Source organism: Sphingomonas sp. UYP23 (genome assembly GCF_054059235.1).
The window spans coordinates 1-22,084 of record NZ_JBSSBX010000002.1 but is presented as its reverse complement, the minus strand read 5'-3'; the positions used below and the strand labels follow the sequence as shown (position 1 = coordinate 22,084).

Below are 22,084 nucleotides of genomic sequence, written 5' to 3'. Positions count from 1 at the left end.
ATCATCTGCCGGGACGCGCACGCGAGAAACCGCGCAATAGAAAATCACGGATCGTATCCGTGCGCCAACGGCTCGACGCGCCGAGGATTCCACGAGCGTGTTCGGGGAGATGCGCGACGCTGTCTTCATCGGCGTCGAAAATGAAATGGTTATAAAAGGCGCGCCAGGCGGCCCGCTCGCCGGGGGGCAGATCGCGAATGGCAAGGAGGCCGTGAATCATCGCATCGAACGCGGAAGCGTCGCTCGGAGCGTTCCACCAGTAATTGACGAGAAGATTGAAGCCGGACGTCGCGCGAACGTGATGCCACCATAACGGGGGGATCAAAATCGCATCGCCGGGCTTAAGGTCGACGATCATCGCATGCTCCAGCGCCTCGCTGTAGCGCGGAAAGCGGTCCAAGTCGGGCGCAAGCGGATCGACCATAGAGACTGGCTGCCCGGAGATGGTATTTTCCAAGGGGCCTACATAGAGGTTTGCGACCTGTTCCGGCGGGAAAAGCGTGAAGCGGCGTGATCCTGCTGCCACGCAGGCAATATTGGTCGAATTGTCGTAATGGGTCGAGACCGACATCGCATTGCCGATCCATAGGCGAGGCATAATGTTCGAATCCAGCAACGGCATAGGGTTTTCCGCTGCAAAACCTGGAAAGTGGTCGGTCGCGGCAGCGGCGCCGCTATAGATGGACGGTCTGCCGTCGACTTCGCCATGGAGTTCCGCGAGCAGCATATCCGCAACGGCCGAAAAAGGCGCTTTCCCGCGATCGAAATTGAAGCCCCGCAGATCGTCCGTATAGAAAAAACGTCCTCGGATCGCGGGCGCGCCGACATAGGTGGAAAGCGCCACTCCCGAGTCATGGCGGCCGAGATAGTCGACAAGGGCCGAAGGCGACTCCTGCCCCGCAACGACGGCAGGCCAATCCGCAACTAGCCCGCGCAGCACAGCCGGCGTTGCCGAGGGCAAAATTTGGTCCTCGAACGTACGACGGTCAATTCGCCGAAATTCTTGGTTGCGCTCAAGAGATGCCATCATGTCGAGCGGGATACCGGAGGGTGAAGCGAAGTGCGAGCGGTAACGAGCGTTAAAACAGACCGCGGTGTCCGTTCCGCTCGGCCGTCGAGCCATCGCCAACAGCGCGGAACCGTGCCCGACGTCACAAAGTGCGCGGGACAGGAAGACAGGACCGAACACATCGCTTACCGGCTGGCTCGCGTTTCACCATTGTCCAAAGGGTCAGCTCCGTGCGGTTCACATTCTTGCTGCTTGCTTCCGCGATGTTCCTCGCCGAGCCCGCTGCTGCCCGTCCGATCGCGACGGGTCAGGCATCCGCGCAACCCGCCTCAGTTACAACGGCGAAGTCGGGTCCGGCGTGGCGCACGGCCGCACGCCTGCGCCGCGGGGTCAACATTCTCGGTTACGACCCGCTCTGGGGTGACCCGGCCGAGGCGCGGTTCAAGGCGCGCCATTTCCAGATCATCAAGCAGGGCGGATTCGATTTCGTCCGCGTGGTGCTCCAGTCCTTCAACCACATGGATGCCAAAAACCGGCTCGATCAAAAGTGGCTTGCGACGCTCGACCAGGTCGTCAAGGAGGCGACCGCGGCGGGTCTGGGCGTGATCATCGACGAACACGATTTCAATCTCTGCTCGGAGGCTCCGGACGCGTGCGAGCCCAGGCTGATCGCCTTCTGGACGCAGATCGGGGAGCGCTATCGAAACGCGCCCGACACAGTGTTGTTCGAGCTGCTCAACGAGCCACACGCGCCGCTGGACGATTCGCGCTGGAACGCGATGCTGAACAGGCTCATCCCTGTGGTTCGGGCCACCAATCCAGCACGCACCCTGGTGATTGGGCCGAGCCGCTCGAACAATCTGGAGGAGCTGCACGAGCTCGAGCTGCCAAAAGCGGACCGCAACATCCTCGTCACCTTCCACTCGTACGAGCCGTTCCGCTTCACCCATCAAGGCGCGCCCTGGGCGCACGACATGGCTGGCGTGAAGGACGTCCCGTTCACGCCTGCGGACGAAGCGCGGATCAAGGCAGATTACGACAAGGTCGGCGCATGGTCGAAGGCGAACGATCGTCCGGTGCTGATGGGCGAGTTCGGTGCCTATGAGAAAAGCGGCACGCCGATTGCGGCGCGTGCCCGCTACACCGCGACGGTTCGTCGCGAAGCGGAGGCGCACGGGTTCCCCTGGGCGTACTGGCAGTTCGACAGCGACTTCATCCTGTACGACATCGACCGCGGCCGTTGGGTGGAGCCGATCCGGCAGGCGCTCGTGCCGGATCGGCACTGAGCGCGGGCGTCAATCATTGCTGGCGGGCCCGTGGGCTGCCGCTCGACGAGAACAATGCCATTGTTTTTGCGGGGATTCCCGCTTTGCTTTGGTAGTCCGTCGGGACTGACCCGCATCACGTTAGACGCCGTCAAATGCCGTCGCGATGAGACATCGCAATCGGAAAAGTAGTTGCACCGCGATCGATGGCGCCCTCGAGCGGCCCTCGCCGTCAGTCGGGGTCCTCGCGCTGCTGTGTGGATTGCGAATGAGAACGGCCTCGCTCACGGTAAATATGGGAGCCGTGTGCGGGGCCAAAGTTCTCAAGCAATCCGATGCTAAAAAGTAATTTGCCGGCTTGTCGCCGTTGGGTGCTGGTGACGATCGAGAACACAGGAAGCTTCTCGGCGGCGGCGCGCGCGTTGCGAGGTGCGCAATCCGCGATCAGGCAGACGGTGGCGACGCGGGAAACTGCGCAAGGCGTAGTGTTGTTCGACCGGAGCGGCCACCGACCGGTGTTGACAGAACTAGGTGTAGCGGCTCGCAATGATGATCACCCGGAACTGCAATAGAGGGTGGTTTCCGGCTCGCATTGCGTGAGGCGGATCGATGCGGCAGACGCACGTTCAGTGAGACGCAAATCACATTCGGTGCGACGGACGCGAGATATTCGGAAACCGGCGCAGGATCGCGGACACGGCGGTCAAAGTGGAAGTCCTGCCGCACGCATATCGTCGGTCAGCTCGCGGGCGCGGGCCGGATCGAGCCCGCACGGAGCAGTTGCCGTATCTCCGCCGGCCTCGCGTCGAACTGGTCCGCCAGGCTCTTCGTATCGTAGCCGTGGCGGGTAAGCTGCGGTTCGAGGTCGTCAATCTGGCGTGACAGCACACCGTCGACCGTCGCGGCATCAATCGGTTTCACGCTGGCCTCGAACCCCGCCTCGAACGCGCGCACGAGATGGCGACCGATCTGGAGCGGGGTCTTGAGCTTGGCGGCGAGCAGGATCGCGGCGTCTTCGGTCAACACAGCATCCGGTTCGATGCCCGGCGACAGCGCGATGCGCAGCGCCCAATCGATATAGTCGCGCTGCCGATCGCGCAGGCCGCCAAACTCAAACACGGTGGTCCGATCGCCGATTCCCTCCATCAGCGGGCGCTTCAGGTCGTTGCGCAGCTTCGGATGGCCAACGAGAATCACGGCCAATTGACCGCCACCCTCGGTGACAAGCTCAACGAGGCGCTTGAGCGCGGTCAGCGTCTTGGGGTGGAGGTCGTGTGCGTCATCGACGAACAATGCGACCGGCCGCTTGGCCTTGCGGAACAACTCCTGCAAGTCGCGTTCACGCCGTTCCGACTGGCTAGGGATCGAGACGGTCTTCTCGGATGACAGGTCGTAGAATAGAGCCGCGACCAGCAACGGCACCGATATTTTTGCCTTCTCCAGGCTGAGCGCGCGCGAGACGATCACGCGCCCTTCGCGCTCCAGTTCCGTGCAGTCGCCGCGTCAGCACGGTCTTACCCGAGCCGATGGTGGCGGTGAGGGCGATCAGGCGTCCGCCTGTGATCGCGGTCTTCAGATCATGGGTGAGCTGGGCATGATGCTCGGTCTCGAAGAAGCCGAGATCGACCGGGGGCCGGGCCAAGCCGTAATAGCGCATCACCTCGGTTTGCATCAGCCGCTCCGTCTATGACCGGGCGGGAATCGCCTGCGGATTTCATCCATCACCTCGGGCCGGGACAGCGTGCGCGCGAGCAGCGCGTCGATAAAGGCACGGTCCTCCTCGCAAAGGCCGCCCAGCGGCAGGCGCAGTTCCTCGGATATGGCGAAGCGTGCCTTGAGCGGCGTCGCGAAAGTGAGTTCGGCGAACGGATCTGGATCGGCGAAAGGCCGGGCCGGCACAGGGCCGGTCCCATCGGCGAGCTTCCGCCCGATCACCACGATATCGTCCTCGCCCGTCAGGACCGAGCGGGGGATCCCGATCTTCGTCGCCAGCGCATCGACCCGATCCGCACGGACCTCGCGCCGGCTCTTGCGGTGCTTGCGATAGCGATGCAGCGGCACCGGCCCTCCGATCGGATCAAACGGACCGTACCGCTCGTCGCCATGCTCGACCCATAGCTCTTGGTCGAACAGCCCCCACCAGACGACGACGGTTTCGCCGGCCACTTCGGACGTGACCTCGTAGGTGACGCCGGCTACGGTTCAGGCGGCAGTCGAGGCCGACCTTGCGGCGTTCGGGCTCCCGCGCGAATGCGCAGTAGCGTTCCCAACTGCACATGGTGCGAATGCCGCCATCCGGCAGATGTCCGAGCCAGTCGTCGATCCGGGAATGCGGCTTGCGACGATGATCGCCACTGTTGTAGGTGGTGATGTAGCGCGCCAGCCAGCGATTGGCTTCGTCTTCGCTGGTGGGTTCGTGGAAGTGGTACAGCGTCTCGTGCGCTTCCTTGACGGTGCGGAATGGGCGCTCGACCTTGCCCTTGCCCTTGCCCTTGCCCTTGCCCTTGCCCTTGCCCTTGGCGCGCGCGGTCGTGCGGCGTCCGTCCGATCCTGCCGGCATGTGCGGGGTGACGGTGATGCCGAGACATTCCATGACCCGCTTGAACACGCTCGATTTACCAACCGGGCCGCCATCGAGCTGGATGTTCTCCGGGATGCCTCCAAACGGATTGTCTTCCTTCGGGGCCATCGCACGGAACAGGAAGCGCAGTGCCGCCTCGGCATCCTCGCCATAGACGAGCGCATATTCCTGATAGACGACACCCGACCGGTCATCGACCACAGAGAACAGCATCAGCGTTGGTGCACCGTTTCGATCGGGATCGATCCAGGTCGGAACCGTCAACTGCTTGAGGTCGGACGGGCTCATGTCGAAATGCCAGAGCATGTTGGCGCGTTCGGCCTGATACCGCACTGCGGCCGGCTCGCGCGTCATTCGGTCGGTGTCGTACCCGCGTTGTCGCATGTGCCGATTGAGCGTCGATGCCGCCAACCTCCCTGGCGGCAGTTTCACCAGACCGCGATCAGGGGTCTCGACGCCGTGCTGGGTGACGATTTCGAGGATACGCTTCGTCGAAAGGCGACGGCCCTGCCGGTTGGTCGTTCGGCTCTTCATCGCCGCGACGACTTCGCACCACCACTCGATTTCACCGGCAGGCATGGTGCGCAACAGGCCGCGATCGGCCCGATGCGCGTCCTTCGGACGCCGCTCGCCGCGCAACAGCCGGTAGAGCGTGGCGCGGCTGATGTCGTAGAGTTCGGCAGTCGATGCCATCAGCGGCTGCCGCTCTGGATGCCTCGTCGGCAGCGCCGCCAAACGACGCCGGAGCGTCACGATCGCCTCAATGGGAACCGTGACGCCCGCGCTCATTACGCGGCCTGGCTTTGGAGTTGTCGGGGCGGAATGGCGTCGAGCAACGCCTGCCCTGGAGCCTTCGGGGTGCCGTCGCCGTTGACGTACACATAGAGCGTGGTGGTCGTAATTCCGAGGCGCTTGGCGACATCGGCCGCGACGGCACCCCGATCTGACATTGCCGCCATCGCCATCGCCATCGTCAGCGTCGCCCGGTTTATCTTGCGCGGCCGGCCACCCATCCGACCACGCGCCCGCGCTGCGGCAAGGCCGGCGTCAGTACGCTCGGCGATCAACTCGCGCTCGAACTCGGCGAACGACGCGAAGATGCCAAAGGCGAGACGGCCGTTGGCGGACGTCGTGTCGATCTGCGCGCCGGCACCTGCCAGAACCTTCAACCCAATCCCGCGCGACCGGAGATCCTCGGCCGTGGTCACCAGATGGCGAGATCGCGCCCGAGCCGGTCGAGCTTCCAGATGACGAGCGTGTTGCCCGGTTGGAGCGCCTTCAGGCAGGCGATGAGTCCCGGCCGCGCATCGTGGCGACCCGATGCCATATCCTCATAGGTGCGCGACGGATCGATGCCGGCCGCGAGCAATGCATCGCGCTGCGTTCCAGCGTTTGCGTGCCGTCCGACTTGGACACCCGGATATAGCCGACGATGCCCTTTTGCAGGTCGATAACGATGAGGGCGGTGTTTGGGTCGATCGCGGTCAATGCCACGGATATTCCTTTCAAAAGCGTCTGCTCGGAAACTATCGTTCAGTCATCGACCAGACGCTGGAGCAGGGCGACCGCTGCTGCGAGCTGGTCTTGTTCTTGTGGAGAAAGCCGAGATTGGATGGTGCGGAACAGCCAGTCCTGCCGTGCCGCGCGGTCTTGGCCGATCCAATCCCTACACGCGTCGGTCAGTGACAGGATCGTCTGCCGCCCGTCCCACGGGTCCGGCGTGCCGAGCACCAGGCCAGCGCGTTCCAGCGCGACGACGACCGTTCCCATCGACTGCGGCCTCATCCCTTCCGCCCGTGCAAGATGCGATGTCGTGGCGGGGCCTTCTTTCTCAAGGCGGAGTAGCACGGCCGTCTGCGACGGCGTCAGGTCACCGACATTCGACTGTTCGCGCAGCCGACGCTTGAGCTTCCCTGCCAGCCCACGAATGTCGTGCGCCAACGTCGCTGCGCGGGTGTCCTTAATAATTGTTTCCGAAGCAGGCATGCAAACGATATAAGATTATGAAGGCAAACTGTCGAGATAAGCTTCTCATTATCACTTTTCCGCGAATTTTGGTAGGGGATTTGCCACGAATGCCGGACCGGTGCCGCAAGCAAAACGAGCGGTTTCAGACGATTGGGCGGCGCCGCTTCCGGGGGGCTGAAAACCGCAAGAAAACCCGTTGTGAAAACCAGCGCCATCTTGTGCCAAGCCCGTGGTCTTTTCTGGCGGGTTACGCATTGCTCATCGGCTATATCCGGGTGTGCTACTTCCAGGTCGATCTAGCCGAGGTGCGCAACGAGCACGGCAAGGTCGACGAGTTAGTGGCGATCGACCGAACCTCGACGTTTACCTTTGTGGAGCTGCACGAGAAGGCCCCTTGGCGCATCGCTGGTGACTTTCTCCGGCACGTCGCCGCAGCCGTACCGTGCCCACGCAGATCGTCCGCATAGAAATCAGGCCCTTCCCAAGCAGGAAATGGCCGCCTCGGGAAAAAATCGCATTTCGAGTGACGTTGTAGAGCCGTCCAATGAGTTCGCGCGTTGCCTCACCAATTTCTGACGTTGGGCTGAGGATATTGCAAACTCGTGTCAGCGCTTTATGCTGGTGACGAGCTTTTCCCAATTGCCGCTGGCAATTTTGCTACGATCGGCGTCACTGAGGGTCGACTCGTCGAGAAAACGTCGCGCACCTCCGTCAGGAATTTGCAGAAACGGATAATCGGCCGAGAATAGGATCCGATCGACGCCCACGACTTCCACGGCCCAGCGGAGATATCGCTGACTCAAGGTCCCGCTCGGCGCGATATGAACCTGATCCCGAACATATTCTGAAAAGGTACGCGGCAGTCTTGCCGCCGCACGCATTATTTCGTCGATCCGTTCAAGATAGAACAGGATTACTTCGCCCCAATGGCCAAGGATAATTTGCAATTTCGGATACCGATCGAATACCCCCGAAAGAATGAGGCGGATGACCTGCATGCCCGTCTCATAATGCCAGCCGATTCCGCCAATCGCGAACAGCGTACTGACCTGGGGATCAAACCCGTCATAATAGGCAGCTCGTACGCTCGGCTGTGGCGATTGTGGGTGAATATAGAGCGGCGCGCCGAGTGCCTCGGCCGCTTCGTAGATCGGCCAGAAGTCCGGATGGTCCATATTTTTTTCGCGGGTGCGGCCGAACGGCATCGCGCCATTCATGCCGAGTTTCGTCACCGCCCGCTCCAACTCGAGCGCCGCTGCTTTCGGATCGGGTGTGGCGAGCGTGGCGAATGCCTGAAAGCGCTGGGGATTCGCCTGAACGGCTTCGGCGAGCAAATCGTTCACTTGCGTCTGCAGGCGCTTGGCATCGTCAACCGCCAGATTCTGAACCCCGGGCGTGGTTAATGACAGGACTTGAACGTCGACGCCGCTGGCATCCATGGCCGCAAGCCGATCAGCGCCCAGCTCCAACAGCCTTCTCCCAACCTCACCCTCCGACACGCCCCTGAAGCTGAGATCACGCCACTGCGGTTCAAGCCGCCGCCACGCATCTACGATCTCCGGGGTCACAATATGTTCCTCGAGTGCAATGATCCGCATGATCGATCTTTCAATATTGGCAAAGCGGGAGTGTTCGGACGGTCGCACGTCTCTCCAATAGGATGCGGCCGGGGTTAGAACCGAACGCGCTTCGCGCCGATGAGTTGCGCTTGCGTCGCTCCGGCCGTGTCGACCAAGGCGCAGCCTCTCGTGCAGTGTCTCCACGCGCGAACATGACGAATGCTCGGGCAACCCCTGCCCGCGATATTGGCTGGATCGGCTGGACGCTGCCGAAAGGCAGATCGAAAAACCAATCCATCGAAGCGCTGGATGAAACGGAGCGCTAAAAGGCGTAGCGCATCAGTAAACATGGTGTTTCCGTTACCGTCAGAGTTTGAATACCGTCACCGCCTAGCCGCAGCCAATGACCGGAAGCACACTGAGTGCGTGTCACCAGGTCGGTGTTAGGCGATATCTGACGTCGGTCTGCAGAATTGCAGCAGGCGGTCAGCCGTCGCTTGCGGGTTGTCGTGAGCATAGGTGTGGATCGGCGCCCAAAGCGGGACCCCGCTCCGAGCGAGGCAACTACCTATAATCCTTTGGGAAATATGGGCTATGAAGGGGTCCCGATCGGCGCCGATCAGACCCCTGCCTTGGTAAAGATTCGACGCATGATCAATAGCTTGGCGACAATCTACCGGGGTCCCGCTTTGGGCGCCGATCCACAGGTTAGCTCGGCGGGATTTGTAGGCGTTGAGGTCAACCGCATGCATGCGCAACGCCCATAGCGAAGGGGTCTAGGTTGGGGGCGCTCTGTCCGATTTGACAACGGACGATCTGGCTCGGCTACTCAAGGGGATTAGCGCGCATTCTACACGGGTCGGATTGAATCAGGACCTGTTTGCTAGCGGTGAGGATCCTGCCGGCGTCATGGATGCGCTGCGCTGGAAATCGCCCCGGATGCCGCTTGCCTATAATCGCAATCTAGCTGCCGAGCAGGGAGCAGCCGGTAGGCTTATGGCAAAGATCGGGTAGGCCGGCGTTCGCCGAAACCATATTGCACGCTGGTGAGTCCGGGAGCCTTCCTCTACGTGTCCGCTAATCTCGATCGACGGTTCGCTCCCGACGAGCTTTCGGCTATAGAAGGTCGATCAATCTCAGGCGCGACAGGAACGCCTCGGCGATCGGGCTGATGACAGCGTCCGCGCTATCCTTCGGCATGGTAGCGGCGGCGCGTTCCAGCGCCGCTTCGCCCTGACCGCGAAGCTCGCCGAAGATCGTCATCATCTCACGCTCGTCGTAATTGGCGCGAACAGCGCTCTGCAGGAAATGCCGTGGCGCGATGTCGGAGATGCGGTAGCGACGTTTGTCCCCAATCGCCATCGCGAGACGCACCTGCTTCTGATTGACTTGGTGCGCTGCGAGGCTCGGGTCGACCGACAGGACGTCGTAGAGCGGCGTCGCGGTGAACCGCCCTCCCGGGGTCAAAAAGATGCTGAAATTCTTGGCGTGGCCGTCGGTCGCGCCGAGCAGCCAGAAGGCGATCATCGTCTTCATAAAGTTACGGCGGTCCTGGTCGGGCACGTCGCTTGCGGTAAGCAGCTTCATGATGGCGACAACACCCGGACCGCCATGATCCTCATATTTTCGGGTGGGAGGAATCGAGAGCGCCTGACAGACATCTTCCTGCGGCCGTCGGAGCAGGCGCCCTGTTCTGCCATACTGGCGATCGAAGCGCTCGACGATCAGCACTTGGCGATCTCCGAAGGTCGCCATGCGGGTCGGCGCGACGGGGAGGCCCAGCTCGCCGAGCAACGTAAGACAAAAGTGCTCGTTCTTGACGCTGTTCGAAAGGTCGATGCCGTTGGGGAGCTGCCCGATCTGAGGTTTGAAGATGTGGGTGGTGGGCGTCGTGCCGATGGGCTTTTGCCAGCGGTCCTCCCACCATAAGAGGGCAGTCTTTTCCTGTGCGCCGGCGATCGAGATACGAAAAGCGTCATCGAGCTCAAGTCCCAGCGGCGCGGCGGCGAGGTTTGCGAGAATGTGGGCGATCTCGTCGTCGCTTACCGGCTCGGCCTCGACCACTTTGAGGGGCTTTGGCTCGTAACCCGCCTCCAGGAACTGAAGGGCGCCAACGCAGTCACGCCCGACGATGGACAGGAGACTGTAAGCGTCGGTGCCATCGGCGCCAATTCGCTCGGCAATGCGTCTGCGAATGTTGTCATTGTCGGGCAGCAGATTGTCGAACACGGCCAGTACGGGCGCGCCTGTGTAACGCTGGTCGCTAAGCGGCAGCGACAAGGAAACGGGGATCGCAAACTCCCAAGCGAGCCAGTCAGGGGAATAGCGAAAGTCGATGGCCGCGTTGGCGGCGCGGCTAAGCCAGCCGAGGAGACGACCGTTAAGATGGACGGCCAGCGTCGAAGAGCGGCGCTTGGCCATCAGAAGAGGTCGTCCAGATCGGGCTGCGCCGTCGAGCGCGTCTCGAGCCGCATTTCCAGCTTCAGCTCGGTCATGACCTTGAACAGGGAGTCGAGCGTCCCGCCCTCGCCATTTTCAAAGCTCGAAATCGTTGCTTGGCGCAGGCCGACCTTCTGACCGAGGTCCGTCTGGGTTAGTTCAGCAGCGCGCCGCGCTTCCCGAAGTGCGGTGCCAAGGATTTGGGCTGATCGGATCACTGTGCGCATCATACTCTCATACGAATTTCCGTATGATTCATAAATATGCGCTTTCTCGTATTTTACAAGCAAATACGGAGAACCGTATTATATCAGTTTATGCGGAATAGCGTATAGACCAGCACCCAGTACAGCCGCCGGCCAACAATAAAGACTGCTTCTCCGAAGGCTCGCCTGCCGGAAAGTGGTTATACCCTGACAGAGTACATCGGTTTTGTTGCAAAACTGTTGGCGGGGATTCACGCAGGGAATCCCGCCGTCAGTTTTGCAACAAAACCATTGGCGATTAGAAAGCGTAATCCAGGCGCACGCCGATCGTGCGACGGCCTTCGCCGGCCACCGTTTGCAGGTAGCTGCCGGTCGGGCCGAACGGCAGCGGGCGCAGGCGCGCGATGAACAGCTGGTCGGCCAGGTTGCGGCCATAGACGCTGATCCGCATCCGCCCGTCCATCGCACCGACGCCGAGCGTGCCGTTGAGCAGGCCGTACGCAGGCATCCGCGTGCCGGGGTCGCCCGCGACGCTCAGCGTGCTCGCACGGTGCGACCAGTTGAGGCTGCTGAACATCTTCAGCGTCTCGGTCAGCCGCGGCTCGTAATTGACGCCGAGGTTGTAGACGACGCGCGGCGCGAGGATCACGTCGGTGTTGGTCGCGTCGTTGATCGTCGACGCGCCCTGCTGGTAGCAGCCCGGACCTGCCGCTGCATTGACCGGCTGGCCAGCGTAGCAGCCGACCAAGAAGCCCTTATATTGCGAGTGGTTATAGGTCACGTTAGCGCTCAACGTGAGATCGCGCGTTGCCCGGAAGTTGGTGCTGAGTTCGAACCCGCGCGCCTCGACCTTTGGCGCGTTGCCGAGCAAGCCGAGATAGTCGCCGCTCGGCTGCAGGATGAAAGTGTTGGCCTGGAAGTTGTAGAAATTGGTGATGTAGCCGGTCAGGTTGACCGTCAGGCGCCGGTTGAGGAACTGCGACTTGATGCCCGCCTCGAATGAGTCGACATTTTCCTGCTGGACCGGGCGCAGCACGCCGCGGCTGGTACCGATCGCCGGCGCCTTGTAGCCACGCGCATAGGTAGCATAGAGCATGATGTCGCGCGTCGGCTTGTACTGGATCGTTCCCTTGCCGGTGAACGCGGTCGCCTTGGCGGAACCCGTAACCGCCGGCGGAATGGTGCCGAGATAGGTGTAGGGCTCGTCGGTGGTCGGGGCAGAATCGCCCCGGACATCGTCATGCGTCAGGCGGAACCCGCCGATCAACGTGAGCTGGTTGGAGAGGTGCAGATTCCCCTCGCCGAACGCCGCGTAGCTGCGCTGCTGCGAGCCATAGGCCGAGCCCGAACCAACAGGATTGATGTAGGTCAGCGCAGGCAGATCGGTACGGTTGCGTTTGCCGGCCTGCGCCTCGAACGCGCTGGCGTCCTGCCGGTAATAGAATAGCCCGAGGATGTAATCGAACGTCTTGCCCTTGGGCGAGTTGAGCCGAATTTCTTGCGAGAACTGGTTCGCCTTCAACCGGTTGCGGTTGAGCGTGTAGAAATCGGTCGCGGTGTAATCGGGATCGTTGAAATTGCCGCTCTTCTGTTCCTTGTACGCCGTGATCGAGGTCAGCGTGTAATCGCCGAGCGAGGCGGTGATGTTCTCGGAAATGCCCTTCTGCTCGACATAGCCATACCACGGATTGTTCGCGAGATAGGTCTGGTTCTCGGTCCCCGCGGCGAAACCGTACTGCGCAAACAAAGTCGCGTAATCGAGGTTGGTCTGCGAGTTCGCCGCTGGCGGGGTCGCATAGGCGGTCAGGCTGCGGACGTTTTCAATGACGTTGTAGCCATCGTCCTTATGGTCGAAGTATTCCGCGGTGGTGATCGCCTGGATGTCCGGGGTCGCCTGCCAAAGCAGCTTGCCTCGCAGCGCCACGTCGCGATAGCCGCCTTCCTTGGTTTTGGTGAAGGCGTTGAACAGGTAGCCGTCGCGCTTTTGATAAGTCCCCGAAATGCGCGCTGCGAGCGTCTCGCTGATCGGCAGGTTCACGGTGTTCTCGACCTGCGTCTCGTTGTCGGTGCCGTAGCGGACCGAGCCCTTGACGCTGGTGACACCGATCTGCGGCTTGCCGGTTACGACGAACACTACGCCGGCCGAGGCGTTCTTGCCGAACAGCGTGCCCTGTGGCCCTTCGAGCACTTCGACGCGCTCGACATCGGCGAAGGTGTTGAAGCCGATTGAGCGCGGCAGGCCCTGCACGACGTCGTCGAGCACAACCGAGACCGACTTTTCGAGGTTATAGTCGAAGCTCTGGCTGCCAAAGCCGCGGATCGAGAAGCCAGCGCCCTGCGAATTGTTGAAGGTGAGCGAGGGGACGACATACTGCAGGTCGGATGCCGAAGTGTAACCCGACTTGGCGAGCGCTTCGCCGCTGACCGCGGTGATCGCGACCGCGACGTCCTGCAGCCGCTCGGCGCGGCGCGTGCCGGTGACGATGATGTCGCCGCTGGTCTCGGGCGCGGCGATGACGGGATCCTTCGCACCGGCGGCGGGGTTCGGATTCAGCGTCTGCGCGACGGCGACGCTTGAAAGGCCGGTGGTGCCGAGCAAGGCTGCAGCGAAGCCGGCGCGGACGATCGAAATGCGGGTCATCATGTCGTGTTCCTCTCCAGGAGTTTCTGTTTTTGGACGCAAGGGTCCGGTCGCCGGGATCGCGTGTGAACGATTCCGGCAGCGCGGTAATGCGAAGAAATGGGTGGTGCCAACCTCAAGGGGCCGAGCCCCTGCCCGCGCGACGCGGATGGCATGAAGCCTGCGTTGGTGTCGTCGCGGTGTCGATCCATCTCCTGTGGCGACCGGCTCTTCGGGCCGGTCTTCGCTGTCCCGTCTATTGACTGGGGATCGCTTGTCAATCTGAAATTTCAGATCGAAATGTTGCGGCCTACCAGTGCCACAAGGTCCCGTCGTTCAGTCGCGCCACGTCGAGATAGGCACGCTTGTAAGGATAGCGTGCTGCCAGCTCTTCGTTGAACTCGACACCGTGACCGGGTTTCTCTCCGCTCAGAAGATAGCCGTCCTCGAGCCGCCATTCTTGCGGGAATACCTCCTGCGCCTCGGGCGGATGGAAGGCATATTCCTGAATGCCGAAATTGGGCACCCAGCGGTCAAGATGCAGCGCCGCGCCCATCGTAATCGGCGACATGTCGGCGGCACCATGGCTGCCCAGGCGGACATGGTGCAGCCCGGCGAGATCGGCGATGCGGCGGACATGCGTGATCCCGCCGGCATGGACCGGCGTGGTGCGGATGAAGTCGATCAATCCTTCCTGGATCAGCGTGCGGCAATCGTGGATCGAGTTGAACACCTCGCCCACTGCGAGCGGCGTCGTGCTGTGCTGCCGGATGAGGCGGAACGCCTCCTGGTTTTCCGCCGCGACGAGATCCTCGAGCCAGAACAGGTCAAATTCTTCGACCGACTTGGCGAGCCGTGCGGCCTCCTGCGGCGTCAGGCGGTGATGCGCGTCGTGAAGCAGGTGCAGATCTTCGCCGACAACGTTGCGAACATGGTTGAGGAGCCGCGGCATGTGGCGCAGGTACTTCGGCGTGTCCCATAAGGTCTCGCGCGGGCGCTTATAGGCCTGCGGGGCTACGCCGACCTTGTCGACGCCATAGGTGATCGGCATACCAGGGATAGCGCTCTGGACGCGCACGGCCTTGAAGCCTCGCTCTGTCAGCTCGACGACCTTGTCGGCTGTTTCCTCGATCGTCTCCCCTGCGGCGTGGCTGTAGCTCAGCATCTTCTCGCGGCTCGCGCCGCCTAGCAGCTGGTAGAGCGGCATGTTGGCGGCCTTGGCCTTGATATCCCAAAGCGCGACGTCGATCGCGGCGATCGCCGCCATGCCGATCGGCCCGCGACGCCAGTACGCACCCCGATAGAAATACTGCCAAGTGTCCTCGATCGCGCTGGCATCGCGGCCAATCAGCGCCGGGCAGAGGTGATCGGTCAGATAGGACGCGACCGAAAGTTCGCGCCCGTTGACGGTCGCATCGCCGATCCCGGTGATGCCAGCGTCCGTCTCGATCTTGAGCGTGACGAAATTGCGGCCGGGCGAACAGACGAACACTTGAGCGTTGATAATTTTCATTGTTAGTTAGGTCCTGAAGTCAAACGGTTGTGGAGGTCGGTTCCGGGATCGGCGCGACGCTTCCCATCACGACGGTGAAGAAGAACACGCCGACCGCGAGGACGCCGCCCGCAAGCAGGAAGGCGCCGCTGAACGAATGCGTCGTGGCGACGATCAGGCCGGTCGCGGCAGGTGCGACGATGCCGCTGATGCTGTTCATGAAGTTCATGATTCCGCCGATGGTCCCTGCCCCGCCGCGAGGTGCGATCAGCGACGGCAGCGACCAACTGGCTGGTGCGGCGGCAGCAAGCCCGCTCAGCGACAGCGTGATCCAGCCGATCGCCCAATAGGGATCATGCGTCATCCCCGCGCCGAACACCGACAGACCCGTGACCATACCGGCGACGATGATCGACTTGCGTACCTTGGTCTCGTTCCAGCCGCGCCCGACGAGATGGTCGATCAGCCAGCCGCCGACCACCAGATCGGACGCCGTGGCGCACAGCCACGGCACGATCGTGAACCCAGCCGACGACAGCAGATCCATCTTCATTTCCTGGACGAGATAGCCGGGCAGCCAGAAGATGAAGAAGGCAAAGGCATAGCCGTAACAGGCAAAACCGATGCTCAAACCCCAGATCTTGCGCTGGCGCAGCAGATAGCCAAGCAGCGATAGACCGCCGGTGCTGGCGACACCTTCGGCGGTGGCGCCGCCGGCAACGATATACGCTCGCTCCTCGCCGGTCAGCCGAGTGTCCTCGCCGGGCTCGCGGTAGATGCGGCGGAAGACCACGAAATACAGCAGCGAAAGAAAGCCAGTGGCGATGAACGCTCCGCGCCAGCCGAGCGTGACAACGAGCAGTGCCACCACGGGAATGGCGATGACGTTGGAAAATTTGGCGGCGGCATCGAACATGGCCGTGGCAAAGCTGCGCTCGGCGCGCGGAAACCAGTATCCTATCGCCTTGGCATTGGCCGGGAAAGCCGGCGCCTCGGCGATGCCGAGCAGCAATCGCGCGATGAACAGGCTGCCCATCCCGATCGCTGCGCTGGTGACGAACGAGGCAAGCGCCCAGAGCACGATGCTGATCGTCATCACGCGCCGCACGCCGTAGCGATCGAGCAGCAGTCCGACCGGGATCTGGAGCGAGCCATAGGTCCAGCCGAACGCGCCGAGCAAAAGCCCGACGGTAAGGCTGTCGATCGCGAAATCCTTCTGGATCGCGGGCGCCGTGACGGTCAGGATGACACGGTCGAAATAATTGACGATCACTCCGACGCCGAGCAAGGACGCGATGATCCAACGGCGCCGCCCTACCGGTTTCTGGGTCGCCAGCGTGGCCGTTGCCATGTCCCGAATCTCTCCTATTGCGCTTATCGTTGTTCTGAAATTTCAGTTCGAATAGGAGCACGGCGCTTGGCTGTAAAGCTAGGATGCGCCACAAGGCGGGCCGGATCGTATCCAAGCGACTGGAGCGGTAGGGAATTCGGCGTTGCAGATCGTTAGTTTATCTCAACAGGCCTATGATCGCCTCGAAGCGCTGATCGTTACCACAGACCTCGCGCCGGGTGCGCGTACAACTCTCGGCGAACTCGAACGCCTTTCCGGATTCGGCCGTACGCCAGTTCATGATGCGGTCAAGCGCTTGTCGACCGCGCGGCTCGTCCATGTCCAGCCGCGCTCGGGCCTGCGCATCGCCCCGCTCGATTTGGATGAGGAACGCCTTCTGCTGCCCGTGCGAATCGAAATGGAGGCGATTGCCTGCAAGCTCGCCGCGCAGCGCGCTGATGCCGAGCATATCGCACAACTCTCCGCTGCCGCCGAGGCGTTGCGTGCCGGTCGCGACAGCATGACGCTCGCCGAATTCAACGTCGTCGACAGCGAGTTGAACGCGGTAATCCTGGCCGCGTCAGGCGAGATGATGCTCGGCAACACGCTGCTGCCGCTACAGACGCTTTACCGCCGCTCGGGCTGGCTGTTCCAGACGCACGTCGCCCCCGCAGGCTCGATCGCCGACATCGTCACCGCGCATCTCGACCTGCTCGACATCATCATCAGCCGCGACCCGGTCGCGGCCGAGCATATGGTGCGTGCCATGCTGTCGGAGGTCTATTCCTCGCTGCAGAAGCTACAGAAATTCAAAATCGTGGAAAGGTTTATCTGACACGCTGAAGCTGCGCGTCGACGCGGCCTGCATTTTGGACCATTTGTGCCCACCTCAGAACTGCAAAGAACTTTTCGCTGCTTCGTTCACACTTTGATGCGGCTGCCGCGATACTCTGACTAACGATCTGCCCCAAAGCACGAAGCCGCTGCGCGGCATTGGTGTTGGTGGTGAGGTAGCGCCTTTGCGGTGAGGTTTGGCCCGGCGGCAGCGGCGGCAGACGATGGAGTTCCTTCAACCAAAGGAACTTGATCATGGCGATTGTACCGATCGAACGACCCGTCACCCCGCTGCGTCAGCGGATGCTCGACGACATGGCGATGCGCGCGATGCGGTCGCGGACCCAGCATGATTATATCCGCCACGTCCGCGCCTTCGCGGCTTTCCTCGGGCGCTCGCCCGATACCGCGACCGCCGAGGATGTGCGCCGCTTCCAGCTTCACCAACGCGAGCAGGGTGTCGGAGAGTCCACGATCAACGGCTCGGTATCGGCACTGCGCTTCCTGTTCGACGTGACGCTCGAGCGACCCGACCTGTCGCGGCGGCTGGTGCTGGCGCGTCGTCCCAGGAAGCTGCCCGACGTGCTGAGCGTCGATGAGGTGGGACGGCTGCTCGAGGCGGCACCGGGCATCAAGTACCGGGCGGCGCTGGGCGTGGCCTATGGCGCTGGCCTGCGCGTGTCGGAGGTCGCGCACCTCAAGGCCGACGATATCGACAGCAAGCGGATGCTGATCCGGATCGAGGAGGGCAAGGGCCGCAAGGATCGTAACGCCATGCTGTCGCCGCAGCTGCTCGAGCTGCTGCGGCTGTGGTGGCGCGAAGGCAAGCGGCGCAGTGTCCTTCTGCCGCACGGCTGGCTCTTTCCAGGGCGCAGCTACACCGACCCGATCTCGACCCGGCAACTGCACCGCGCGGTCTGCGAGGCGGCCGAGGCGGCGGGGATTCGAAAGCGCGTCAGCCCGCACACGCTGCGGCACAGCTTCGCCACTCACCTGCTCGAACAGGACGTCGATATCCGCGTGATCCAGGTGCTGCTCGGGCACAGCAAGCTCGAGACGACCGCGCTCTACACCAAGGTCGCAACGCGCACGATCCGCGCCGTGACCAGCCCGCTCGACCGGCTGATGGCGCTCATGGAGGGCAAGACGCCGCCCGGTTGACGCCCTCGTGCGGACCTCCCTCGAGGTCGCCAACATCTTTCGCGGCGCTGGTCCCGCATATCGAACGGCGCATGCGGGGCACCTGAGCCTGCACCAGCTGAAGGTCATGTCGGCGATCGAACATTGCCGTACCGCCGTCATGGGCGGTCACGTCGAAGCCTGCACCGACTGCGGGCATTGGCGGGTGGCCTATAACAGCTGCCGCAACCGACACTGCCCGCGGTGCCAGGGTGCCGCCGCGCGCGCCTGGCTGGCCGAGCGTGAGGCCGACCTGCTCCCGGTCGGTTACTTCCATGTCGTGTTCACGCTGCCGGCCGAGGTCGCCGATATCGCCCTCCAGAACAAGGCCGCGCTATACGGCCTGCTGTTCCAGGCGGCGTCCGAGACGATGACCACCATCGCCGCCGACCCCAAGCATCTTGGCGCACGCATCGGCATCACCGCTGTCCTTCATACGTGGGGATCGGCGATGACCCATCACCCGCACATCCACATGATTGTGCCGGGCGGCGGGCTGTCGCCCGACGGCAGCCGCTGGGTGTCGTCGCGCCCGGCGTTCCTCTTGCCGGTGCGCGTGCTCGGCAAGCTGTTCCGCCGCCTGTTCCTCACCCGACTGATGGCGCTGCGCGACACCGGGCGGCTCGGCTTCTTCGGAAGCATGGGCCATCTCGCCGACCGGCGTGCGTTCCTGCGCCACCTGTCGCCGGTCCGGAAGAAGAACTGGGTCGTCTACGCCAAAGCACCGTTCGCGGGACCAGAGGCGGTGCTCGCCTATCTGTCGCGCTACACCCACCGGGTGGCGATCTCGAACGGCCGGCTGCTGCGCTTCGACGAGACCGGCGTGACGTTCCGCTACAAGGATTACCGCCGAGACGGAGCCGACCGCCAGCAGACCATGACGCTCGCGGCCGATGAGTTCATCCGCCGCTTCCTGCTCCATGTCCTGCCAAAAGGCTTCCACCGCATCCGTCACTACGGCCTGCTCGCCGGTGCCACCCGCAAGGGGCAGCTCGAGCGGATCCGTGAGCTACTTGGCGTTGCACCGCCGGCCATCACCGATGCGCCGACCGGGCCGGAAGACGTTCGACCGCCATGTCCATGCTGCGGCGGGCACATGGTCGTCATAGAGACCTTCGAACGCTGGCGGCAGCCGCGCGCACCGCCGCAGAGCACCGCATCGACCGGGACGACCACGCCATGACCCCGCATGGCTCAGCTTCATCCCGCCACGCAGGTCTTGCGGTTCCGGCGATGCTGCCGCTCGTGCTGGCAACATCACCGACTGCATCAGCGGCACCTTCAACCTGCGATCATGGGCAAGATGCACCCCGGACACTGCCCCTCGGGACCATGATCTCGGCCGCCGATACGCGCCTCGACAGCCGTCACACGCGCCGCACAGCCGGGCCAAACTCGAAATCCCCATAGCCAGTACACGTGGCCCGCGGCTTCCTGCTTTGGAGGATATCGTACGCCTCACGGCATCCGATTTCCTTCACAATCATGGACGCTCAGCGCCCTTCTTGCGCTTCCCAGCGCCGGACACGCATTCATCGGTGGCGATCGCCCTGCAGCGCGGATGAAATGGCGAAATTTGGGACAAGCCGTCGTTCGCCGCGTCCGGTGAGAATAGCCGCTTTAGCCAGAAGCCGACGCTACACCTTGTCCCGGCGAGCTCTGCCAACGCCAATGTCGGCCTGCCTCATGGTTTTTAGCGCGTTCTGGCCTATGTCCGCGAAGGAATGTTCTGCTTGATTTACGATGTGCGGAGTATGCTGGACAGAGTCCGACGGTCGCGGCCTCAGTCGAACAATTTGGCGGCTGTCCTAGCGATCAGATCGCCTTGGTGTCGGGCGCCGGCGAGGTCGATTTCGGTAGGCATGCGTAAACCGTCACCACCTGCTACAGTCGTTGCGCCATACGGAGCGCCGCCAACTATCTCATCGACGCTCATCTGGCCTTGATGGCTATAAGGCAGCCCGACGATCGTCATGCCAAAATGTAGCATATTCGTGATGATCGAAAACAGCGTCTGCTCTTGCCCGCCGTGCTGGGTTGCGCTGGCCGTAAAGGCACCGCCAACTTTGCCGTTGAGCGCACCCCGCGCCCAGAGGCCACCTGCCTGATCGAGAAACGCCGCCATCTGCGATGACATACGGCCAAAGCGCGTGCCGGTGCAGATGATGATAGCGTCATAGCCTTCCAGTTCCGCGATCGAGGCGATCGAGGCGGACTGCGACAGCTTGAAATGGGATGCGCGTGCTACCTCTTCGGGAACGGTTTCGGGCACGCGCCTGACGTCGACTGTCGCGCCTGCCGCGCGCGCCCTCTGCCATTGCATTGGCGAGCGTTTCGATATGCCCATAGCTCGAATAATAGAGGACAAGAACTTTGCTCATGATCGTATCGCTCGCGGTTTGAGAAATGGTTGAGGTGCGTGCCCGAAACGCTCGCCGCTGCGGCTACTCCCGGAATTCTCCGACTTCGGTAAAGACGATCTGCGCGAACCCGTCGGCGGTATCGTCCCGGTTCCAGTCGCGCTGCAATTCGCATGCGAGCTGGATCCAGCTGATGGGTTTCGCGCCAGCCTGGATGACACGCTGAAGACCTGCGCGATGCGCCTCTTCAGACGTGCCGGCGATGGCATCGACCACAGGATAGACTTCAAAGCCCGCGTGTAGCGCATCGAGCGCCGGGAACACCAAGCAAACCTCGGTCCACAGCGCCATCATAATCAACTTCTTGCGCCCAGTGGCGATCACCGCTGCGACAAACTCTTCATCCTCCCAGGCATTAATCGCGGTCCGGTCGATCGGTATCACGCCGGGCAGCGCGTCTGTGATCGGAATGGCCGTTGGCTTGTTGAGACCTGTCTCTACATTGACCGTCGATAGGATGACCGGCAGCCCGTAGAGCTTGGCCGTCTTGGCGACTGCAACCACGTTGGACACGAGCGCACGCTTGTTCATCGTGGAGATCGAGCCCACCTGGACCGGCTGGAAATCGATGATCAGCACGGCTGCGTTCTGCGGGGTCAGCATGTGATCGGCGATCGGGTCACGAATGGTTGAGGGCGATGTCATGATAGTCGGCTCCTTCAGGCGGCATCTCGATAGCGTCGATCCTAGTGGCATGCGCAGGGCCGACCATCGGGCGGCGGACGGGTCCGGGGTCTGTCCGATCGATGGATCGGCAAGTCATCCTTTTGATGGAGTGCGGCCAGCCACTTCCGGCGCTATGATGGGCGCACCTGCCACGGGACTCGACGGGATAGCCGGCGCGAGCTTTCGTCGTCACCCGATCCGGAGGGAGTGATCCGATGCTGCGAGAGGAGGCTTCCGCCGAGACGGTGGCGCTTCGTCAGGCACTGGCAAGCGCCCGGGAGGAGGTCGCGGCTCTAAAGGCACGCCTCGCCATTGCTGAGGCGGACGCCGCGGAACTCTGCGAGCTTCGCGATTTGTTCGACGAGGCACCGATCGCCTACATCCATGAAGGTGTGGACTCGCGCTTCATCCGCGCCAATCGCGCGGCCGGCGATCTGCTCGGCATCTCGCCTGAAGCGATCGACGGGACCGTCGGGATGTCGTTCATCTCGATGGCGCCGGAAACCCAGAGGCGTT

The 22,084-nt window shown here is 62.5% G+C and carries 18 protein-coding genes and 5 pseudogenes; 8 read left to right on the top strand and 15 right to left on the bottom strand.

Features of this window, described 5'->3' with window-relative positions:
• Nucleotide 1: 1 nt before the first annotated feature.
• Nucleotides 2-1,189, bottom strand: coding sequence for a cupin-like domain-containing protein (locus tag ACVWYO_RS23100; protein ID WP_457355214.1), 1,188 nt, complete (start codon nucleotides 1,187-1,189; stop codon nucleotides 2-4).
• Nucleotides 1,190-1,272: 83 nt separating this feature from the next.
• On the opposite strand from ACVWYO_RS23100, the gene ACVWYO_RS23095 reads away from it, so the two are divergent.
• Together ACVWYO_RS23095 and ACVWYO_RS23090 are read left to right on the top strand one after the other, a co-directional pair.
• Nucleotides 1,273-2,295 (top strand): glycoside hydrolase family 5 protein, encoded by a 1,023-nt coding sequence (locus tag ACVWYO_RS23095; RefSeq protein ID WP_457355212.1) that lies wholly within the window; start codon nucleotides 1,273-1,275, stop codon nucleotides 2,293-2,295.
• A 314-nt stretch (nucleotides 2,296-2,609) separates the two neighbouring features.
• Nucleotides 2,610-2,846 (top strand): helix-turn-helix domain-containing protein, encoded by a 237-nt coding sequence (locus tag ACVWYO_RS23090; protein WP_457355210.1) that lies wholly within the window; start codon nucleotides 2,610-2,612, stop codon nucleotides 2,844-2,846.
• 166 nt (nucleotides 2,847-3,012) lie between these two features.
• Here ACVWYO_RS23090 and ACVWYO_RS23085 read toward each other — a convergent pair whose 3' ends face one another.
• The 5 genes and pseudogenes from ACVWYO_RS23085 to ACVWYO_RS23065 form a co-directional block, all read right to left on the bottom strand.
• Nucleotides 3,013-3,696, bottom strand: coding sequence for an AAA family ATPase (locus tag ACVWYO_RS23085; protein WP_457355208.1), 684 nt, complete (start codon nucleotides 3,694-3,696; stop codon nucleotides 3,013-3,015).
• Nucleotides 3,632-3,946 (bottom strand): hypothetical protein, encoded by a 315-nt coding sequence (locus tag ACVWYO_RS23080; protein WP_457355206.1) that lies wholly within the window; start codon nucleotides 3,944-3,946, stop codon nucleotides 3,632-3,634. Before ACVWYO_RS23080 ends, ACVWYO_RS23085 begins: the two co-directional genes overlap by 65 nt.
• Nucleotides 3,946-5,644, bottom strand: a pseudogene (locus tag ACVWYO_RS23075) (IS481 family transposase). The gene ACVWYO_RS23080 and the pseudogene ACVWYO_RS23075 overlap by 1 nt, the downstream one beginning before the upstream one ends.
• A pseudogene (locus ACVWYO_RS23070) lies at nucleotides 5,644-6,271 on the bottom strand (recombinase family protein). The pseudogenes ACVWYO_RS23075 and ACVWYO_RS23070 overlap by 1 nt, the downstream one beginning before the upstream one ends.
• Before the next feature lie 117 nt (nucleotides 6,272-6,388).
• Nucleotides 6,389-6,841 carry a MarR family winged helix-turn-helix transcriptional regulator gene (locus ACVWYO_RS23065; protein ID WP_457355203.1) on the bottom strand — a complete coding sequence of 151 codons (453 nt, stop codon included), beginning with the start codon at nucleotides 6,839-6,841 and terminating at the stop codon, nucleotides 6,389-6,391.
• 263 nt (nucleotides 6,842-7,104) lie between these two features.
• Here ACVWYO_RS23065 and ACVWYO_RS23060 point away from each other — a divergent pair.
• Nucleotides 7,105-7,266 (top strand): annotated as a pseudogene (locus tag ACVWYO_RS23060) (IS481 family transposase); the annotation flags it as partial.
• 162 nt (nucleotides 7,267-7,428) lie between these two features.
• Here the strand turns inward: ACVWYO_RS23060 and ACVWYO_RS23055 are convergent.
• Nucleotides 7,429-8,421, bottom strand: a complete 993-nt coding sequence (locus ACVWYO_RS23055) for an amidohydrolase family protein (RefSeq protein ID WP_457355201.1) — start codon at nucleotides 8,419-8,421, stop codon at nucleotides 7,429-7,431.
• Nucleotides 8,422-9,168: 747 nt separating this feature from the next.
• On the opposite strand from ACVWYO_RS23055, the pseudogene ACVWYO_RS23050 reads away from it, so the two are divergent.
• Nucleotides 9,169-9,396, top strand: a pseudogene (locus ACVWYO_RS23050) (integrase); the annotation flags it as partial.
• Nucleotides 9,397-9,498: 102 nt separating this feature from the next.
• Here ACVWYO_RS23050 and ACVWYO_RS23045 read toward each other — a convergent pair.
• From ACVWYO_RS23045 to ACVWYO_RS23025, 5 genes are all read right to left on the bottom strand, one after another.
• The gene (locus ACVWYO_RS23045; RefSeq protein ID WP_457355199.1) at nucleotides 9,499-10,803 is read right to left on the bottom strand and encodes a type II toxin-antitoxin system HipA family toxin; all 1,305 of its coding nucleotides are present in this window, start codon (nucleotides 10,801-10,803) and stop codon (nucleotides 9,499-9,501) included.
• Nucleotides 10,803-11,051, bottom strand: a complete 249-nt coding sequence (locus tag ACVWYO_RS23040; protein ID WP_457355197.1) for a helix-turn-helix domain-containing protein — start codon at nucleotides 11,049-11,051, stop codon at nucleotides 10,803-10,805. The genes ACVWYO_RS23045 and ACVWYO_RS23040 overlap by 1 nt, the downstream gene beginning before the upstream one ends.
• 274 nt (nucleotides 11,052-11,325) lie before the next feature.
• Entirely contained in the window at nucleotides 11,326-13,671 is a 2,346-nt protein-coding gene (locus ACVWYO_RS23035) for a TonB-dependent receptor (RefSeq protein ID WP_457355195.1), read from the bottom strand.
• A 286-nt stretch (nucleotides 13,672-13,957) separates the two neighbouring features.
• The gene (manD, locus tag ACVWYO_RS23030) at nucleotides 13,958-15,160 is read right to left on the bottom strand and encodes a D-mannonate dehydratase ManD (protein WP_457355193.1); all 1,203 of its coding nucleotides are present in this window, start codon (nucleotides 15,158-15,160) and stop codon (nucleotides 13,958-13,960) included.
• A gap of 19 nt (nucleotides 15,161-15,179) precedes the next feature.
• Complete coding sequence (locus ACVWYO_RS23025; protein WP_457355191.1) at nucleotides 15,180-16,490, bottom strand: MFS transporter; 1,311 nt, start codon at nucleotides 16,488-16,490, stop codon at nucleotides 15,180-15,182.
• Nucleotides 16,491-16,632: 142 nt separating this feature from the next.
• On the opposite strand from ACVWYO_RS23025, the gene ACVWYO_RS23020 reads away from it, so the two are divergent.
• Nucleotides 16,633-17,304 (top strand): GntR family transcriptional regulator, encoded by a 672-nt coding sequence (locus ACVWYO_RS23020; RefSeq protein ID WP_457355189.1) that lies wholly within the window; start codon nucleotides 16,633-16,635, stop codon nucleotides 17,302-17,304.
• Here ACVWYO_RS23020 and ACVWYO_RS23015 read toward each other — a convergent pair.
• Nucleotides 17,297-17,560, bottom strand: a complete 264-nt coding sequence (locus ACVWYO_RS23015) for a hypothetical protein (protein WP_457355187.1) — start codon at nucleotides 17,558-17,560, stop codon at nucleotides 17,297-17,299. The genes ACVWYO_RS23020 and ACVWYO_RS23015 overlap by 8 nt on opposite strands.
• On the opposite strand from ACVWYO_RS23015, the gene ACVWYO_RS23010 reads away from it, so the two are divergent.
• Nucleotides 17,559-18,464, top strand: a complete 906-nt coding sequence (locus ACVWYO_RS23010; protein ID WP_457348793.1) for a tyrosine-type recombinase/integrase — start codon at nucleotides 17,559-17,561, stop codon at nucleotides 18,462-18,464. The two genes, ACVWYO_RS23015 and ACVWYO_RS23010, sit on opposite strands and share 2 nt — an antisense overlap.
• A 7-nt stretch (nucleotides 18,465-18,471) precedes the next feature.
• Nucleotides 18,472-19,665 carry an IS91 family transposase gene (locus ACVWYO_RS23005; RefSeq protein WP_457348794.1) on the top strand — a complete coding sequence of 398 codons (1,194 nt, stop codon included), beginning with the start codon at nucleotides 18,472-18,474 and terminating at the stop codon, nucleotides 19,663-19,665.
• Between the two features lie 600 nt (nucleotides 19,666-20,265).
• Here the strand turns inward: ACVWYO_RS23005 and wrbA are convergent.
• Nucleotides 20,266-20,863 (bottom strand): annotated as a pseudogene (gene wrbA / locus ACVWYO_RS23000) (NAD(P)H:quinone oxidoreductase).
• A gap of 63 nt (nucleotides 20,864-20,926) precedes the next feature.
• The gene (locus ACVWYO_RS22995; RefSeq protein WP_457355185.1) at nucleotides 20,927-21,547 is read right to left on the bottom strand and encodes a hydrolase; all 621 of its coding nucleotides are present in this window, start codon (nucleotides 21,545-21,547) and stop codon (nucleotides 20,927-20,929) included.
• 236 nt (nucleotides 21,548-21,783) lie between these two features.
• Here ACVWYO_RS22995 and ACVWYO_RS22990 point away from each other — a divergent pair.
• Nucleotides 21,784-22,084, top strand: a 301-nt coding sequence (locus ACVWYO_RS22990) for a PAS domain-containing protein (RefSeq protein WP_457355183.1), incomplete at its 3' end; no start/stop codon positions are given.